Origin of the sequence: Sorangium sp. So ce726, from assembly GCF_051521405.1 — a bacterium.
Lineage (GTDB): Bacteria > Myxococcota_A > Polyangia > Polyangiales > Polyangiaceae > Sorangium.
Map to the genome: position 1 here is coordinate 3,204,960 of NZ_CP150349.1, position 17,999 is coordinate 3,222,958.

Below are 17,999 nucleotides of genomic sequence, written 5' to 3' on the forward strand. Positions count from 1 at the left end.
ACGTACCAGTCCTCGCGCCGCAGCGCTGCCGGGCGCGCGCCTGGCGGAGGGCGTCGCGAGCGGGGCGTCCGATCGGCGCGTCCACCCCGGCGCCCTGCAAATCAGGCGGTCGGCCTCCGGTGGCGCCTGGCGCGGACGCGCTGGACGCGGGAGACTCCGCGTCCGTCCAGGCAGAGCAGACCACGGTGGTCCTGTGCGCCTGGGTCGCCTGGAGCCGTCGATTGAAGTTCGTGTCCCCCATCGTCCTGTTCTGGGCCGCTTCCGTCCTGGCCTGGCTCGTCGTCATCGTCGTGGCGAGGCGCCGCCGGGGCGGGCTCTACGCGCGGTTCGTCGGCGTGCTGCTCGGCATCCACACCCTGATCTCGTGCGCGCTCGTCCGCCACGTCGGCCCGCTCGCGCCGGGGTTCGCGTACCTCCAGGGCGCGGTGTACCTGCACTTCCTCCTGCTCTCGCGCCCCCGGATGCGGCCGCTCGCCTACCGCGCGCTCGTGAGCATCCCCGCGTCCTACTTCGTGGCGGCGATCTTCCTGTCATTCCCGTGGGCCATCGCGAGCGGGCTCGGGGCCACGCTGTACGGCCTCTGGGTGCCCTTCGCCCTCGCCGTCGTCGGTATCCTCCAGTCGCTCACGGCCCGCCGCGAGGAGATCGAGCTCATCGTCGACCGCGCCCCCGTCGACGGGCTGCGCCGCCACCCGCTCCCGCGCGAGCGGGCGCCCGGCGCGCGCCGGCCCCTCCGCATCGTCCAGATCACCGATCCGCACCTCGGTCCGTTCATGTCGGTCGCTCGGCTCCGCGGCATCTGCGAGCGAGCGGTGGAGCGCGATCCCGATCTCGTCGTGCTCACCGGCGATTACCTGACCATGGAGTCGCAGGACACCGCGGATCACCTCGCCGAGGCCCTGTCCCCGCTCCGCGCCCTGGAGGGGCGTGTGTTCGCGTGCCACGGCAACCATGATCACGAGTCGCCCCGCCACGTCGCGACCGCGCTGGAGCGCGCAGGGGCGCGCCTGCTCGTGGACGACGCGGCGCTCGTCGAGACCGCCGCCGGGCCGGTCCAGGTCCTCGGGATGGACTTCCACTACCGCGATCGCGCCGAGCGCATGGCGGCGGTCTGCGCCCGTCACCCGCGCATGAAGGGAGCGCTCCGGCTCGTCCTGCTCCACGATCCGGGCGCGTTCCGCCACCTTGGCGAGGGGGAGGGCGATCTCGTGCTCTCGGGCCACACCCACGGCGGGCAGCTCGGCCTGGTCAGCCTGGGAGGCTCCTGGACCGCCCTCCAGCTCTTCGTGAAGATGCCCGATCATGGCCTGTGGGCCCGGGGCCCCGATCGACTCTACGTCCACCGCGGGACAGGGCACTATGGGTTTCCCCTCCGGCTCGGCGTGCCGGCGGAGGAGAGCGTTCTCAAGGTCCACCTCGCCGGCGAGGGCGTCTGACGGGCCAGGCGCCGTCGCCTTGAGCGCGGCGGTCACGGAGCGGATTTTAACGCAAAGGCGCAAAGGCGCAAAGACGCAAAAAAGACAGGGATTGAGCGAGCCAGAGAGAGATGGCTCAGGTTGGCGCGTCCTCGTGGTCAGCGGCCAGCACGTGGGGATCCCCGAACTCTATCTCTTCGTTTTTGCGCCTTTGCGTCTTTGCGCCTTTGCGTTGAATTCTCGCCTCCAGCACGTCGCCAACCCTCACGCGGTGCCGTCGAGAGGCTCTATCCGCGTGGCGCCACGCAGCTCCTGGAGGCGCTCGTCTGGCGGCAGCACCGGCCCGACCTCGGCCAGCTTGCCGGCCGCGAACGCCGTCCCGAGGCGCGCGCACGCCTCCAGATCGCCGCCCTCGGCCAGCAGCCGCGCCGCCAGCACGCCCGCCACCATCGCGTCGCCGGCGCCGACCGTGCTCGCGATCTCGATCGGCGGCGGCACCGCCAGGAGCGCCCGCTCCGCGTCGACGAACATCGCGCCCCCGGCGCCCAGCGACACGACCACCAGCCCGACGCCCGATTGCTGGATCTCGCGCGCTGCGCGGACGACCTGCGCGCGCTCCTCCAGGAGCGGCCCGCCGAGGAGCTCGCGGAGCTCGTGCTGGTTCGGCTTGATCAGGTCGGGCCGCGCGGCCACCGCGCGCCGCAGCGGCGCGCCGCTTCCGTCGACCGCGACCGAGCAGCCCCGCGCCTTCAGCCGACACACCATCTCCGCGTAGAAGTCGTCGGGCACGCCGGCCGGGACGCTGCCGGCCAGCACGAACCAGCGGTTCTCCCGGGCGAGCGCGTCGAGCTCGTCCACGAGGCGCGAGAGCGCCGCGTCTGGCACGACGAGGCCCGGCAGGTTGATGTCGGTGACCCTCGGGCCCTCGGGGCCGAGGCGGTCGACCACCTTGATGTTGACCCGGCTCGCGCCGGGCAGGCGCAGGCAGCGGTCCTCGATGCCGCGCTCGCGGAACAGCGCCTCGAAGGGCGCCGCGTTGTCGCTGCCAAGGAAGCCCGTCGCCGTGACCCGACCGGCGCGTCCGGCCAGAAACGCGGCGACGTTGATGCCCTTGCCGCCCGCCGTGAAGGTCTGGGCCGCGACGCGGTTCACCGCGCCGGCCGCGAAGCCCGGGCACTCCAGCGTCTGGTCCACGGCCGCGTTGAGCGTCACCGTCACCAGACCGTCGCGACTCGATGTCACCGCGCTCCTGCTCCGAGCCACCGCGCACCCGCTCCGGGGCGGGCGCGCTCGGCGGCGTGCGCTCCGAGAGGGCTCAGGCCGTCTCGAGGAACTTGCGCACCTGGGACTCGATCGCGCTGCCGGGCACGATGAAGGGCTTGTCCGTGATGTCCACGGAGAAGCTCTGAGCCGAGACGGCATACGTCCCCTTCACGGTCCCCGCCGGCGTCGGCACCGAGAAGTCGCCCTTGCCCTCGTTGCCCGTGAACTTGCCGCCGGCCTTCTCGATCGCCGCCTTGGCCTTCGCGACGATGTCTTGAGAGGGACCGTTGAAGGGGACTGAGAAGCTGTGCTTTGCCATGTCGTCTCCTGGGGTGCTCGGTCGCCGTCTTGGTACGGCGCGAGGTGCGGCGGAGGTTAGTGCGGCCTCGCCACCGGCACCAGCGCGAATTTGCCGGGCCTTCCGCGCGCCGCAGCCCGCGCGGCCTGGGAGCGCTGCGCGCCGCAGGCCGCGCGGGATGGCTGATGATGGCTGGCCCCGGACGCTGGCCGGCGAACGATGACGGGACGGCGCCGCGATGCGCGACGCGCGACGCGCGACGCCCACGAGCGGCGCGCCGGCGAGGATTGCGCTTGACAAGACGGACGGAATCGCCGCTTTCTATGCGCCGATTGCTCCCAGCCGTGAACCGAGGACTTATGAACGACCTTCTTCTCAAGCAGTCGATCCTCCGCCGAGCGGGGCGGGTGTCCGCGCTGACACTCGCGCTCGGGCTGAGCGCTGGATGCGTGGTCACGCAGGGCCCCGGAGCGGGGGCCGCCCCTCCTGGCGGCGCGAACCCCGGCGCGGGCGCTGACGCGAGCGCCGCGGGGGGCTCCGAGCCCGCGCAGACCAACCTGCTCAAGGCATCCAACTTCGACGACAACAAGAGCCTGCCCTGGACCACCTCGTTCACCGCGCCTGGCGCGGGCAGCGCCGAGGTGAAGAAGGGGGCCTATTGCGTCACGGTGACGAACAAGGGGTCAAACAACTGGGACGCCCAGTTCCGCCACCGGGAGATGGTGATCCAGAAGGGGCACAGCTACACCCTCCAGTACAAGGCGTGGGCGTCCTCGCCCACGAAGGCGCGACCGAAGGTCGGCATGTCGGGGCCGCCTTACGAGGAGTACTGGTCGGACACCGTGATCCTCGGGACCGAGCCCAAGACCTTCTCCGGCAAGTTCTCGATGGGGAAGGCCGATGACGCCACGGCGGAGCTCGCGTTCCACATCGGCGGCGCCATGGCGTCGGCCAAGGAGCCGTTCGAGGTCTGCATCGACGACATCCGCCTGGACGACCCGCAGTTCAAGGCCGCGGCGGCCGTGACCGAGTCGGCGGCGCCGAAGGTCGCCGTGAACCAGATCGGGTATCTGCCTGGCGCCATCAAGATCGCCAGCGTGAACAGCGCGGCGACCGCGCCGGTCGCGTGGGAGCTGCTCGACGCCTCCGGCAAGTCGGTCGCCCACGGCCAGACCAAGGTCTTCGGAAAGGACGGCGCCTCCGGCGATCACGTCCACCTCGTCGACTTCACGGCCGTCAAGGCGCCGGGCCAGGGCTACGTGCTCAAGGTGGGGGAGGAGAAGAGCTTCCCGTTCGACATTGGAACGGGCCTTTACCAGAAGCTCAAGTACGACGCGCTCGCGTATTTTTACCACAACCGGAGCGGCATCGAGATCAAGATGCCGTTCGCCGGCAAGCCCGAGCTGGCGCGCCCGGCGGGGCACCTCCACGACAAGAGCACGCGCTGCCTGAAGGACAGCGGCTGCGACTATGCGCTCGACGCGTCCCGCGGCTGGTATGACGCCGGCGACCACGGCAAGTACGTTGTCAACGGCGGCATCTCGGTGTGGACGCTGCTCAACTGGTACGAGCGCACGAAGCACCTTGGCGCCTCGAGCGCCGACTTCGCGGACGGCAAGCTCAACATCCCCGAGGGCAAGAACGGCGTGCCCGACATCCTCGACGAGGCGCGCTGGGAGCTCGAGTTCCTGCTGGGCATGCAGGTGCCGGAAGGCAAGCCGCTCGCCGGCATGGTCCACCACAAGATGCACGACGAGTCGTGGACGGGCCTCGGCCTCGCGCCGCACGAGGACAAGCTGGCGCGCTTCCTCCACAAGCCGAGCACCGCGGCGACGCTCAACGTGGCGGCCACGGGGGCGCAGTGCGCGCGCATCTGGAAGACGGTGGACGCGGCGTTCTCGGCCAAGTGCCTGAAGGCCGCCGAGCGCGCGTGGGCGGCGGCGAAGCAGAACCCGGCCCTCTACGCGCCGCCCGGCGGCGACAAGGGCGGCGGGCCGTACGACGACACCGACGTCAAGGACGAGTTCTACTGGGCCGCGGCGGAGCTCTTCGTCACGACGGGGAAGCCGGAGTACAAGAAGTTCCTGCAGGACTCGCCGCTCAACGCCCGTTTCCCGATGGAGGTCGACGGGGTCGTCTCGTCGTTGAACTGGCGGATCACGGACGGGCTCGGCCAGATCTCGATGGCGATCGTGCCCGGCCACGTGGACGCGGCGTGGCAGAAGGAGATCCGCGGCCGCATCGCGAAGGCGGCCGACCAGTACCTCGCCATCGCGGACAAGGAGGGGTACCGGACGCTCGTCGCTCGGACGCCCGCGGGCAAGTACGAGTGGGGCTCGAACTCGTTCGTGCTGAACAACATGCTCGTCCTGGCGCTCGCCAGCGACTTCACCAAGCAGCCGAAATACCTCGACGGCGTGGTGCTGGGCATGGACTACCTCCTCGGGCGCAACCCGCTCGGGCAGTCGTACGTGACCGGCTACGGCGACAAGCCGCTCGAGAATCCGCACCACCGGTTCTGGTCGCACCAGGCGAACAGCAAGTACCCGAAGGCGCCGCCCGGCGCCGTCTCCGGCGGGCCGAACTCCTCGCTCCAGGATCCCCACGTCCAGAGCGCCGGCCTCAAGGGGTGCGTCGCGGAGCGGTGCTTCGTGGACAACATCGAGGCCTGGAGCGTGAACGAGATCACGATCAACTGGAACGCGCCGTTCGCGTGGGTGACCGGCTTCCTCGACGAGAAGGCGAAGCCGTAGCCGCGTTGGCCGAAGGCGGGGTCTTTTGAACCGCCAAGCGCGCCAAGGACGCCAAGTACAACACAAAAATCTTGGCGTCTCATGGCGCCTTGGCGGTTCCATCCTTCCGGAAGAGTGGGGGAGTTCCCCCACCGCCTGACGGCAGGCTCCGCCGGCCGCCGTGCAGCCGCCGGCGCGCCGGTGGTACCATCCGCCTGGTCCTCGTGGAGCTCCGACCCGACGCCGTCATCGCGGACAAGCTGCACCTGCTGAGGCCTCTCGGGCAGGGCGGGATGGGGGTCGTGTGGGCCGCGCGGCACCTCGCCCTCGACACCGACGTCGCGGTGAAGTTCATCCGCCCCGAGCGGGCGGCGGAGCGTCCTGCCCTCGTCGCGCGTTTCCAGCGCGAGGCGAGGGCCACGGCGCGGATCGCGCACCCGCACGTGGTGCAGGTCATGGACTACGGCGTCGTCGACGGCGCCGTGCCGTACCTCGTGATGGAGCTCCTGCGCGGGTTCTCGCTGGCCGAGCTCCTCGAGCGCGGCGGCCGCCTCAGCTTCGCCACCGCGAGGTCGCTCGTGCGGCAGGTGGGGAGCGCGCTCGAGAGCGCCCACGAGCTCGGCATCGTGCACCGCGACATCAAGCCCCACAACGTCTTCATCACGGAGGGGGGCCAGGGATACCCGCTCTTCGTCAAGGTGCTCGACTTCGGCGTCGCGAAGGTCGCGGGCGACGCGGCGGTGCCGGCGGCGAACCCCGCGCTCACCGAGACCGGGATGGTGATCGGATCGGCGCCGTACATGAGCCCCGAGCAGCTCGAGGGGAGCAAGGACGTCGATCTCCGCTCCGATCTCTGGTCGCTCGGCGTCATTCTCTACGAGGCGCTGACCGGCGCGCTGCCGTTCCAGGGCAGCTCGTTCGTCGCCGTCGGCGCGGCGGTCCTGAAGGGGAGGTTCCGCCCCGCCAGCGAGCAGAGGCCAGGCCTGCCGGCGTCGATCGACGACTGGTTCTCCAAGGCGCTCTCCGTCGATCCGACCTGCCGGTTCCAGTCGGCGCGCGAGATGGTCGATGCCTTTCTGGGCCTGGAGGCCTGGACCGTGGAGGTCGACGCCCCCGCGGGCCGCCATCACCCGGCCGCGTTCGCCACGACCGTGGCCGCGCCGGTCGCTCTTCTGGGCGCGCCCCACGACGCCGACGAGCGCGCGAGAGAGCCTGTCACAACAGGCGCGCTCACGAGCTCAGGCGCGCTTGCGGGCGACGCCGGGACGGCAAGCCCTGTCCCTGACACTGCGGCCGGCCACACCGTGCTCCACCAGCGCGCCGCGGAGCGGCCCGCGGCGCGGGGCCCCTCGGGCGCGCGCGCCTCGCGCCTCCGGCGCGCCGTGCCGCTCGCCGCCGCCGCGTGTGCTGCGGGCGCGGGGGTGTACCTCTTCCTGCGCGCGCCGTCGGCCGGCTCGGGCGGCTGCCCGGGCGGCATGGTGCTCATCGAAGGCACCGAGTTCCAGATGGGCTCCGAGGCGGACGCGGAGACGCCCAGCGACGAGACGCCGCGACATGGCGTGACCGTGAGTCGGTTTTGCCTCGACGTCACCGAGGTGACAGTGAAGGCCTACTCGGACTGCGCGGCCTGCGAGCGCCCGCGGCAAACCGTCGAGTCGGAGGGGCTCACGCCCAGCGGCCGCTCCTTCTGGAGCCAGTTCTGCAACGGCCCCGAGGCGCTGGACCACCCCATCAACTGCGTCGATTGGTACCAGGCGAAGGCGTATTGCGCCGCCGCCGGCAAGCGGCTGCCCACCGAGGCGGAGTGGGAGCTGGCGGCGCGCGGCAACGACGCATGGACCTACCCCTGGGGCCACGCGCCTCCCTCGGGCGAACGCCTCAACGCCTGCGGACCGGAGTGCAGCCAGATGCTGACGGAGCGGCTAGAGAAGGTGGGGAAGGGGCCGTGGCCTCGCATGTACAACGACGGCGACGCGGCCCCGGCGACCGCCCCCGTCGGGCGATCGCTGGCCGGGAAGTCGCCTGCCGGAGCCCTGGACCTGGCCGGCAACGTCTGGGAGTGGACCGAGAGCCATTATTGCCCTTACGACAGGGACGATTGCGACGACTCCCGCCGTGTGCTCCGCGGCGGCGGGTGGGACACGGTCGAGAGCCAGTATGTGCGCTCCGCTCATCGCCGCCCGAGCGCCTCCACGGCGCGCGGCTGGAGCATCGGCTTCCGCTGCGCCAAGGCACCGTAGGTCCGCGGGTCAAAACTCCTGCCGAGCGCGACCTGGCGGAGCCGCCGCTCGACCTCACGTCATCGATCTCGATGCGCCCAGCGCTCGCAGCCGGCGTGACCTCGACGGTCGCCCGCGGGCGTACCAAGTGCTTCCGCATGATCGTGGAGTCGTTGCTCCCCTGGCCAGTGATGAGGCTGACCAGCACGGGCGGAGTCCAGGCGAGCGCGTCCTTGAGCGAGCTCCTGGAGATGGAGGCACCGACCCCGGAACGCCTTTCGGAGCGCTTCGAGATATCACGGCTCGGGAGCCAGGCGGTCCTCGCCGAGAGAGAGTTGCCGTGGCGGCGCGCCCTTCGCGGCGAGTCCTTCAGCGACGAGGAGGTCTGGTACGATCGACCGACCGGCCGCAGCCTGCTGTTGCTGGTGCGCTGCCGCGCGTCGGCCGGCGAGGCGCTGCTCGTGTTCGAAAACGTCGCCGATCAGCCCTTCGCGATCCGGCTCGCCGACCTCGTGGCCAGTATCGGCTCCGCGCTGCCCAGCGCGGACGAGCCCTCGGCCCTGGCCCATGGGCTGCTCGACGAGGTGGCCGCCGCCGTTCGCGCCGACGCGGTGTTTCTCGTCGCCCACGAGGGCGGCGAGCGCCTCAGGCTGGTCGCCTCGGTCGGCCTTCCCGAGGCGTTCGCGCAAGATGACAACCTGAACCTGGCTGCCAGCGTCATGGCGCTGGCCATCGAGACCGGCGACATCCAGGAGGTCGCGCGCATCGAGGATCTGCCAGAGGGCGCCTTCCGCGGCATGCACCTGCTCGAGCTCGGGCTCCACGCGGTGGCGGCGTTCCCCCTGAGCGCAGGGGGCGAGCGTGTCGGGGTGCTAGGGCTTGCGCGGCGCAAGCCGGGGAAACTCAGCAGGATCGAGCGCCGCTTGCTCCGGGGCGTGGCGGGCGCCTGCGCGCTCGGGCTGCGGCAAGCGCGGCTGCGCGACGCCGAGCGCCGCGAGGCCCGCCGGCTGCGCTTGCTCCGCGACGTGGCCATGGACATCGAGGCCGCCATGCCCCTGCGCGCGCTGCTGCGCCGCCTGGTGGAGCAGGCCTGCGAGCTGACCCGCGCCCGTTACGGCGCCCTGGGGGTGCTCGACGCCGAGGGCACAGGGCTCTCGGACTTCATCCACGTGGGCGTCGCCGACAAGGTCGCCGGCGACATCGGCAGCTTACCCCATGGCCGCGGGCTCCTGGGCGCGCTCATCCGCGACCCGCGGCCCAGCCGGGTGGCGAATATCCACGCCGATCCGCGGTCGGTCGGCTTCCCCGCGCATCACCCCGCGATGACGTCCTTCCTCGGCGTCCCGCTGCTCATCGGGCAGAAGGTGTTCGGCAATTTCTATCTTTGCGACAAGGACGGTGGCGCCGAGTTCGCGGAGGAGGACGAGCGTATGGTCCGGCTCTTCGCCGCGCAGTCGGCGCTGGCCATCGCCTACGCCCAGCAGGTCGAGCGCACGCAGGAGGCTCATCGCGAGATGGACCGCCTGCGAAGCGAGTTCGCGGCTGTCATCGCTCACGATCTCCGCAACCCCGTCGCGGCCATGACGCTGCTTCTGGACGGGCTGCTCGCGAAACGCGAGGACGGTTCGGTCGTCGTGTCGGTTCAGCAACTCCAATGTTTGCGCCGGATAGGCAGCCGGATCTCGCGCATGAGCCAGGACCTGCTCGACGTCTCTCGCATCGAGCTCGGGCGGCTCTCGCTCGAGCGCCAGTCCGTGTCGCTGGAGGAGGCGACGCGCGCGCTGCTCCTTGAAATCGAGCCGACCCTCGGGCAGCACCCGGTGACCCTCGACGTCGAGGGGTGTGTGCCGGAGGTCTTCGTCGATCCGGCCCGGCTGTCGCAGATCCTCACGAACCTGCTCGACAACGCCGCCAAGTACTCCGGTGCCGGTTTGCCGATCCGCGTGACCCTCCGTCCGGAGTCGGGAGGCGCGGCGCTGGCGGTCGAGGATCGCGGCCCGGGTATCGCGGCGTCGGATCTGGGCAGGCTGTTCGATCGCTTCTTCCAGGCCCCGCGGGCGCGCGAGAAGAACACGGGGCTCGGCCTGGGCCTCTACATCGTCAAGGGGCTGATGGAGGCGCACGGCGGCAGCATCGCCGTGGAGAGCCCGCCGGGCCAGGGCTCGACCTTCCGGCTGTGGTTTCCGGCGGCTCAACCCGCGCAGGCAGCATAACTTGCCCGGCGCTGAAGCCCTCACGCGTCACGGCACGAATCTATTCTTTTTTGCTCGGCCCGTCGATGCGGCGGAGCGAAGCCGCTGACGGCAGCGCTCCGGCCGCACGACGGCGCTCCGGCATCACCGCACCGTGATGTCGGGTCTGGGGGGCTCCCTCATGCCGTCGCCGATGTGGAAGCTGGTGTGCGGCGGCTGGTTGTAGGTCGCGTTTTGCGCCGACACGTTCGCGCGGTACTGAGGATCGTGCATCAGCGTGTAGATGCGGCGCTCGGTGATCTGATCGGTGGTGTAGATGCGCAGGCTGTCGCCGCACAGGAACACGACCTCTTCGCGCCAGTCGCCGAACAGATCTGCGCTGAGCGTCGGCACCGATTTGGTGCCGTTGATCGAGGTGCAACCGTTCGCGGTGAAGCCCCGACCTTCGCCGTCGAAGTTCGTGACGGTGTTGCCGTCGAGCAGCTCGCGGCTCTCGTCGCCGTCCCACCAGATCAGGAAATTCACCTGGCGGGGACGGGAGCCGATGTTGCGACCGTCGGCCGCGTTGAACAGGCCGGCGGTGTTGGTCCAGGCCTCACCTCCGGGGTTGTCGGGAGAGATGTCGTCGGCGGCGCCGCGGCCCGGTCCCTCGCCGTCGCTGTTGGGGCCGCGCCACAGGATCTCGCAGGTCTCCGCATCTCGGAGGAAGTAGGAGGGCACGCCGTTCGATTCGGTCGGCTGGAACACCTCGAGCCCGGGGCGTGAGGGGACCAGGTCGGTGATGTGAAGCGCGTCGCCGTGCGCGCCGAAGTTGACGGCGCACTTGCCCTTGCCGTCGGGGCCGATCGTCGCGCCACCAGGGATGATCTCCTGTCTCAAGTCGCCGTCCGTATCCGCTGCCATGACGCTGTGAGTGCCCTTGCTGGCGTAGGCACCGTTGCCGTTCGCGGACGAATCGAAGCTCCACATCAGGCTCAGCTTGCCGTCGCGGTAGTTGTACGCTCCGAACGTCGTTCGGGCGTAGTAGCCCCGCTGCATGACGACGCTCGGCTGGCCGGAGTCGTCGAGGAACGCCAGCGTGGCGTTGTAGCGATCCGAGCGGTTGCCGTTGTTGTCGCCGAAGCTGCCGCTCGTGATGGGAGCGTGGTACGCGATGGTCGCGAGCTCCGAGCCGTCGACGCCGCTGAAGATCGTGAGATACTCCGGCCCGCTCAAGATCTTGCCCGCCCCGTTGCGATAGTCTCGCGAGTCGTCATCGTCGGCGGCGGGACCGGTGTGCAGGAACGCTCCCTTCCCATCGCGTGTGCCGGGCGCGGTCTTGACGGCGATCTCAGCGCGACCATCGCCATCCAGGTCGTACACGACGAAGGGCGTCGTGTGCTCGCTCTCACGGATGTTGACGCCCAGGTCGATGCGCCACAAGAAGGTGCCGTCGGTGTCGTAGGCCGCGAATTTGGGCTGGCCGGTGCGGCCGTCTTGCGACGGATCGCGCGGGGTGTCCTGCTCCTTGACCACGAGCTCGTAGTCGCCGTCGCCGTCGAGATCGCCGGGAGAGGCGTCCCCGGCTTCGTAATTGTCGGGTGTTTTGAGCGGGATGGTCAGATAGTTCTGCTGCCACGTGGGTGTGCCCGAGTCCCCGCCACGCGTGTTGGCCGAGTCGCCCTGCTCGGCGCCATCGAGCACGGCGCGGACGGTGTACTTCGCGCCTCCGGGGGCCCCCGAGTCGAAGTAGTTGGTCGAGTCGGTGATGGGAGTGTCGTTCACCTTGGCGCCGTCGCGGTAGACGTTGAACCCGATCTCGGGATCCTCGTAGCCCATCAACCGCCAGCTGATGAAGTTGCCTTCGCCCGAGCGCACGGCCACCACGCCGCGGCACAGGTTCTCCAGCGTGACGTGGCCGGCCGCGGCGGCCGGCGTCACGCCGCAGATCGACTCGCCTGGGTTGTCGGTGCCGCCCGTGCCGGGGGCTCCACCGCCCGCTGCACCGCTCGACGTCTGCCCCGATGCGCCGCTGGAAGTCTGCCCCGATGCGCCGCTGGAAGTCTGCCCCGATGCGCCGCTGGAAGTCTGCCCCGATGCGCCGCTGGACGTCTGTCCCGATGCGCCGCCTGCATTCGGAGCGCCACCGGAACCATCATCGCCCGACTCGGACCCGCTGCACGCACTCAGGGCTCCCGCCACGACCAGGGCCATGGTCCCGTACGCAATGTCTCTCATTATAGTACTCGCCTTTCAAGCCAATCGAAAATAAGCCGAACGCCGACGTCGGCGCTGCCGGACGTGGCGTGCGTGAGCTGAGCGCGGATCACCCCTCGACCGAGCGGCCGCTGAGCCGCCGCAACGGAACGTCCGAGATCACCGTTTCCAGAACTCGACGGGTATGTGGGATGAGGTGCTGGCTTTCGGTCACCACTCTGAGGTGTCCTCTCGATTTTTTGAGGCGCATCCCGGAGGAGCCGCAGGAGTAGAATTTTGTGACCTGGCGGAATAGTCTAAAGCGGGGAGCTGGTTCGTGTGATACGGGCTCAGCCGCTAGGCAGGCGAGTGAGGCATACGAAAGTACGCCGCAGGGAGCCGAACGACGCGGATGAGCCCGTAGCGCACGAACCTGCTCCCCGCTGTAGGAGACGAGGCGAGCGCGGTGCCCGGAGCAACGACTGGTACTGGGGCTCCCACGCGGCCGCGCGGAACCCGTCGGCGGCGTGGGCGCTCAACTTCGACGACGGCTTCACCGGGTTCAACGCCGACGCCAGCGGCAAGTGGAATTACTTCACGGCAGCCTGGGTGTCGCAGGACAGAGCAAGTGGTCAAAGCGCCCTGCCAGGATCGGTCAGAACGCCGGTGTTCCAGCTCATGTCGCAGCAGCGAACCACCCTGTGTCATCGCTGCCGTGCGACCCTCTCCTGTGGTCGCAGGTGGCGACATCAAGCCTCACGCGCACCGCCGTTCTACATGTGTGCAAACAACGCAGAATGTGTCGGCAACCCCAGTTACCATCTCGTGCTTCCGCCGGGCAGGAAGGCCGCCGAAAGCGGGCCAGCGACCGGTGTAAAGCCTGGCGCGCCTCGACCCGACATGGCCGTCTCTCGATGCCGCGCCTCAGAGATCCTGTCGGCTCGCTGACCATCGCTTCGCGGCGCGCGCGGGGCACGAGGCTTGTTTAGCCGCGGAGCGCCTCCTCGCTCCGAACCGCGCGTCCGCTTCACGGCCGCCTGGCCCTGACCGCGCTTCGTGCGGCCATGACCAGGGGCGCTTGACAAGGAGGGTCGATCCTCGGATACGCTGACTGTTCACGATGACCGGGAGGGCACGAGGGGGGTGGATAGGTGTCGCGCGCGCTCCACGCGGGGACAGCGGTCAGCGGCCGTGGTTGCCCTGGAGCACCTCGCGAAGCAAGCGCAGGCCACGCACCGCTGGATACCGTCATGGACGCGGCGCGACAACGAGCGTACGCGGCGAGACAACGACTTGATCTCTCCATTTCGACCCGGAGCATCTCACCCTGTTGTCGAGGAGCTGGCCGCGCGTGTTCGGAGCGGGACGGCCGGTCTCTGGCCCTGGCGACCTCGGCGGTCCGCGCGCGCGTCGGCGGTCCTGCTCGCGGCGGCTCTGCTGCTCGGGTGCTGCCTCCTGCTGCTCAGCCCCCCGACCACGGCCGGCCCCGAGGCCACGCTCTATGTCTACGCGGTGACGCCGCTCCGCGCTCGAGCGCTGGAGCAGGAGATCGAGGAGGCGATGCCCGGCGTCGATGTCACGGTCTTCGGGAAGCTGAGCGATTTCAGGACGGCGCTCGAGGCCACCCCGCCAAGCGCGGCGCTCTCGCCGAGACCGGTCCTGGCCTCGCTCAACCGGACAGCCGACCTCCAGGGCCTGAAGGGGGGAAGCGACGCGGAGCAATACCTCCTGGTCTCGACGAAGGCGCTGACCAAGGACATGCTCTCATCGCACAGGTACGGGATCATCGACCTGGTCGAGCGAAAAGCGCTCCCGAAGTTCGTCGCCGGGCTCCTGGGCGTGAGCGACGCGCCGGAGGTCCAGCGCGTCACGAAGATCGAGGCTCTGCTGCCGCTGCTCCAGTTCCAGACGGCCGACGCCGTGCTCCTCCCGGAGCGGTTTCGCTCCGATTTCGAGTCCAAGAGCACGATGCGCTTCGTATTCCTCAGCCTCTCGACGGCGAAGGTCGGGCTGGTGGCAGTCACGTTTTTGAGCAATCGTCAAGTCATCGAGAGCGCGATCCGGAAGCTCCCAAAACACGTGTTGGCGGATCTGGGGGTCGACGAATGGAGATGAGGTCGACGCGCCCCCGCTTCCGGAATGGTTGCAATGGAATCATGACGACCAGGACACACAGCCACCTACCCCAGAAGCGCTTGCGCAACAGGGCGACCGTGACCGCCGGTCTTCTGTGGCTCATGGCGCCGAGCGTAGCCCATTCGCAGCCGGCCGTTCCCGCAGGGGATTTCGACGAGACCGCGCTCGATCAGCTCTCGCTGACCAACTTGCTGGACATTCGCGAAGTGACGACCGCGAGCGGCGGCAAGGCAGAATCGCAGGACCTGTCCTCAGCGAACGTCTTCGTCTATACGCGTGAAGACATCAAGCGACATGGCTGGAGCTCGCTCGCGGAAGTGCTGGCGCACGTCCCAGGTCTCTACGTGATCGACGATCTCGTTACGCCTACCATCAGCGTGCGCGGCACCACTGGTGGACTCGCGTCCGCCACCCGCATCGTCAAGGTCATGATCAACGGGATCGAGGTCTCATTTCGCCCCGACATGACGGCGTTTCTCGGCCCCGAGTACGTACCAATCGACGCGGTCGAGCAAGTAGACATCGCGCGTGGTCCGTTGTCGGCGGTGTATGGCACGAACGCCTTCATCGCGACGATCAACGTGATCACCCGCGAACCCACCGAAGGGGGCCACGGCGCTGCTGGTCTGGGCTACTCGACGTCCGGGGCGAGCGGGCTCGATCGGTGGGCTACCGTCACCTACAGCTCGGAACATCTGAGCTTGCTCATGTCCACATCGGATTCGAATCTCGATCGCTCAGGCTTGGCCGTGCAACAGACGTTTCCGAAGCAAGACCCAGGAAGCGTCCAGTACAAGGATTTCTTTGAAGCGAGATCCAAGGGCGATCTGGCACGTCCGGCGAGCTTCTACGCGAATCTTCGACTATCGCGCGAGGGACTCGGCGAGTTGACGGTGCAGGGCGGAGCGCAACACCACGATGCCTATGGCGAATTCCAGTCCTTCTCGGCGCTCACGCACAACTCGAAGTACGTCATCGACAACTACTGGGCCTCCGCCACGGGCGAGCGCAAATGGTCGAAGAAGTTCTCGACATGGGCTTCGCTGGGGTGGTCGCAGGGGGCGCCAGCGGCGGACGACCTGCAGTATCTGTCCGGGAGTCAGCAATATGCCTACCACCGCAATTTCTCTTACCACGCTTTCGACGGGCGTCTGGGACTCGCGTTCGATCCTGTGAAGTGGCTCAGCACCGCGCTAGGCTTCGATGCGGCGATCGAACGACATCGCGTTCCGTTCTACACTCAAATTTATCGTCAACCAGCGGCAGGACACTCGCCAGGCTACGAAGAGTCTCTCCTTCCCGATGGCACGGCCGAGTTTCAGCACATCACCAACATGGCGGTGCACGGCCAGGTCGCCATTCAGAACCTCAAGATCGCGCCGGACCTTGTTGTCCTCGGCGATTTCCGGCTAGACAAGTCGAACCTTTACCCCGCCGCGACGAGCTGGCGGACAGCTGTCGGATATCGACTGTTCGAGGACGTCACGGTGCGAGCGGTGGGGGGTCGCGCCTTCCAAGCTCCGTCGGCGTTGCTCCTGTTTGCTAACCCCGGCTTCGGAACGACAGGGAATATTATTGGCAATCGTTCCGCCGTGGGCCAGCTTCCGCTCTTGCCACAGGTGGTCGAAAGCGGCGAGTTCATTCTCAACATCCGTGCATTCGAGGCCGTTGAGATCAGCGCATCGCTCTTCTACCAGCAGCTCGAGCGCAGCATCGATTTCGCGACGAACGGGCTCGGCTATATTGCGAAAAACGGGCCTACTCGCGACTTCGTCGGCACCGAGCTGGCCATGAGACTGGCTGGCGGAAGGTACCATGGGGAGGTTGGGCTTGCGTATCAAAAGCAGCTGAAATCGGATGAAACGGACCCGACCAAAGACCTCGCGGCGCCACCGCTCTTCCCCAACGTCTGGGGGATGTCGTCGTTCGGGCTCGATATCCCGGAGGCGTACCTTCAGATGACGGCCACGGCGCGTTGGGTGGGCGAGCGCGGACCGACCGAACAGAACCTCCGCCTCAATGACGGAAAGCCATATGCGCTACCCGCCTACATGCGAGTCGACTTGGTGGTCTCTAGCCACGACTTCAAGCCGCTTTCGCTCGGCGAAACCCGGGTCTCGCTGGCAATCCGTAACCTCACCGGCGCCCGTTATTCGGAACCCGGCCCCGTCGGCATGGACCTGCCCACACTGGGACGAACATTCACCATGCAATTAGCACAGGAGTTGTGGTGAGGTCGAGACGACCGCCTGCGACCGGGAATGGTGCCACGATTCGTCGGATTCGAGTTCGGGATTTCGAAAGCGCCTTGGAGGAGAAGCCCGATGCCGCGCTCGCCAGAAAGTCGACCCCAAAGTCAACACAGAACCGGGGGTAAACCGATAAGAGCGCGGATGATGCTCGCCGCCCTGCTGTTGGTAGGCTGTGGCCTTTCTTGTGCCACGAAGGCCTTCTTTCCGCTGATCCCAGCAGCTCCGTCCGATCGCAGTCGGGGGATGCACCGGCCCGCGAACGCTCCCACCATCCTCGTCGTCATGCCAGCCAGCGAGCACGTCGAAGGCGTTTGGAAGGGCTTGAGGGATGAACTCTCGGGCGACTTCGCGGTCTTCGAGCAACGCATCAATGAAGAGTCGGGCCCGGAGCTCTTGGCAAACGATATTCGAGCGATCAGGCCTGCAAGCGTGATCTTGATGGACAATGCAGCGGTGCGGCTCTACCGCGCCTATCAGAACGCTCAGCCGGCCGGGACTCAGTTTCCGCCTGCGGTCATCACGATGACGTCGTTCTTGGAAGACAGTTACCACAGGGTGCAGAATGCCACCGGCATTGCGTACGAGATTCCCGGCGTCACTCAGTTTGTGAAGCTCCGATCCATCATCAACCGCCCGGTGCGACGTGTAGGAGTCGTCTATCGAGCTCCGTTCGCGGGATTCATGGCCCGACAGAAGAAGTTGGCAGAAGTGGAGCAGATCGAGATCGTCGGCCAGGAAGTCGGTCGGGACCCCCGCCGCACCGAGGTCGCCACAGCGTTAGAGTCGCTGGTGGAAGACGAAAAGATCGATGCTCTCTGGGTGCTCAATGACAACATTCTACTGAAGCCGCGATGGCTGGCCTCCATTTGGTTGCCAAAGGTGGGCAAGAAATGCCCCATTCCGGTCATCGTCGGCGTCCCATCGCTTCTGACGCCGGTTCATCTGGGCACGTTCGCGATGGTGCCTGACTATGCCGCGTTGGCGGTTCAGACGGCGGACATGGTGTTCGATCTGGCCGACGGCGGCTGGCAGATCCGTCGCCCCGCCATCCAGCTGCCGTTGGAGATCAAGACGATCGTCGCGCTCGAAAGAGCTCGCAAGCAATACGGCTTGAAGGAGTCTGCGCTCAGGTCGATTGACCAGACGGTCGAGTAAACGGAACCTGCAACCAAAAATAGCGCCGCCTTGGTTCAGTTCAGCCGCTGGCCGCCCATAGTCTAGGTGATGAAAGGTCGAGCCTTCTGTTCAGACCTTGGTCTATACGTTCAGTCCACATCAAAGGGGGCCCTGTGCGAAAATGCATCATCCTGGGAACGT

The 17,999-nt window shown here is 68.0% G+C and carries 10 protein-coding genes; 7 read left to right on the plus strand and 3 right to left on the minus strand.

The window, feature by feature from the left end:
* Positions 1 to 119: 119 nt before the first annotated feature.
* Entirely contained in the window at positions 120 to 1,436 is a 1,317-nt protein-coding gene (locus tag WME79_RS12205; RefSeq protein ID WP_437534966.1) for a metallophosphoesterase, read from the plus strand.
* Positions 1,437 to 1,679: 243 nt separating this feature from the next.
* On the opposite strand, the gene pfkB is transcribed toward WME79_RS12205, so the two are convergent.
* Entirely contained in the window at positions 1,680 to 2,657 is a 978-nt protein-coding gene (gene pfkB, locus WME79_RS12210; protein ID WP_437534967.1) for a 1-phosphofructokinase, read from the minus strand.
* A gap of 73 nt (positions 2,658 to 2,730) precedes the next feature.
* Positions 2,731 to 2,997, minus strand: coding sequence for a hypothetical protein (locus WME79_RS12215; protein ID WP_012234867.1), 267 nt, complete (start codon positions 2,995 to 2,997; stop codon positions 2,731 to 2,733).
* A gap of 338 nt (positions 2,998 to 3,335) precedes the next feature.
* Here WME79_RS12215 and WME79_RS12220 point away from each other — a divergent pair, with 338 nt between their 5' ends.
* The 3 genes from WME79_RS12220 (at position 3,336) to WME79_RS12230 (ending at position 10,140) form a co-directional block, all read left to right on the plus strand.
* On the plus strand, positions 3,336 to 5,729 hold the full coding sequence (locus tag WME79_RS12220) for a glycoside hydrolase family 9 protein (RefSeq protein ID WP_437534968.1): 2,394 nt from the start codon (positions 3,336 to 3,338) through the stop codon (positions 5,727 to 5,729).
* 203 nt (positions 5,730 to 5,932) lie between these two features.
* The gene (locus tag WME79_RS12225; protein ID WP_437534969.1) at positions 5,933 to 7,948 is read left to right on the plus strand and encodes a bifunctional serine/threonine-protein kinase/formylglycine-generating enzyme family protein; all 2,016 of its coding nucleotides are present in this window, start codon (positions 5,933 to 5,935) and stop codon (positions 7,946 to 7,948) included.
* The gene (locus tag WME79_RS12230) at positions 7,843 to 10,140 is read left to right on the plus strand and encodes a sensor histidine kinase (RefSeq protein ID WP_437534970.1); all 2,298 of its coding nucleotides are present in this window, start codon (positions 7,843 to 7,845) and stop codon (positions 10,138 to 10,140) included. Before WME79_RS12225 ends, WME79_RS12230 begins: the two co-directional genes overlap by 106 nt.
* A gap of 123 nt (positions 10,141 to 10,263) precedes the next feature.
* Here the strand turns inward: WME79_RS12230 and WME79_RS12235 are convergent, their stop codons facing one another.
* Positions 10,264 to 12,039, minus strand: coding sequence for a rhamnogalacturonan lyase (locus WME79_RS12235; protein ID WP_437534971.1), 1,776 nt, complete (start codon positions 12,037 to 12,039; stop codon positions 10,264 to 10,266).
* 1,446 nt (positions 12,040 to 13,485) lie between these two features.
* Between WME79_RS12235 and WME79_RS12240 the strand changes: the two genes are divergently transcribed.
* The 3 genes from WME79_RS12240 to WME79_RS12250 all read left to right on the plus strand — a co-directional run bounded on the left by WME79_RS12240 (position 13,486) and on the right by WME79_RS12250 (position 17,837).
* A complete protein-coding gene (locus WME79_RS12240) occupies positions 13,486 to 14,409 on the plus strand; it encodes a hypothetical protein (protein ID WP_437534972.1) in 924 nt (307 codons plus the stop codon).
* A gap of 98 nt (positions 14,410 to 14,507) precedes the next feature.
* A complete protein-coding gene (locus WME79_RS12245; protein ID WP_437534974.1) occupies positions 14,508 to 16,664 on the plus strand; it encodes a TonB-dependent receptor plug domain-containing protein in 2,157 nt (718 codons plus the stop codon).
* 159 nt (positions 16,665 to 16,823) lie between these two features.
* Positions 16,824 to 17,837 carry a hypothetical protein gene (locus tag WME79_RS12250; RefSeq protein WP_437534976.1) on the plus strand — a complete coding sequence of 338 codons (1,014 nt, stop codon included), beginning with the start codon at positions 16,824 to 16,826 and terminating at the stop codon, positions 17,835 to 17,837.
* Positions 17,838 to 17,999: the final 162 nt, after the last annotated feature.

Coding starts and splice junctions, on each gene's coding strand:
- WME79_RS12215 (WP_012234867.1), bottom strand. CDS start 2,997: ATGGCAAAGCACAGCTTCTCAGTCCCCTTCAACGGTCCCTCTCAAGAC.
- WME79_RS12220 (WP_437534968.1), top strand. CDS start 3,336: ATGAACGACCTTCTTCTCAAGCAGTCGATCCTCCGCCGAGCGGGGCGG.
- WME79_RS12250 (WP_437534976.1), top strand. CDS start 16,824: ATGATGCTCGCCGCCCTGCTGTTGGTAGGCTGTGGCCTTTCTTGTGCC.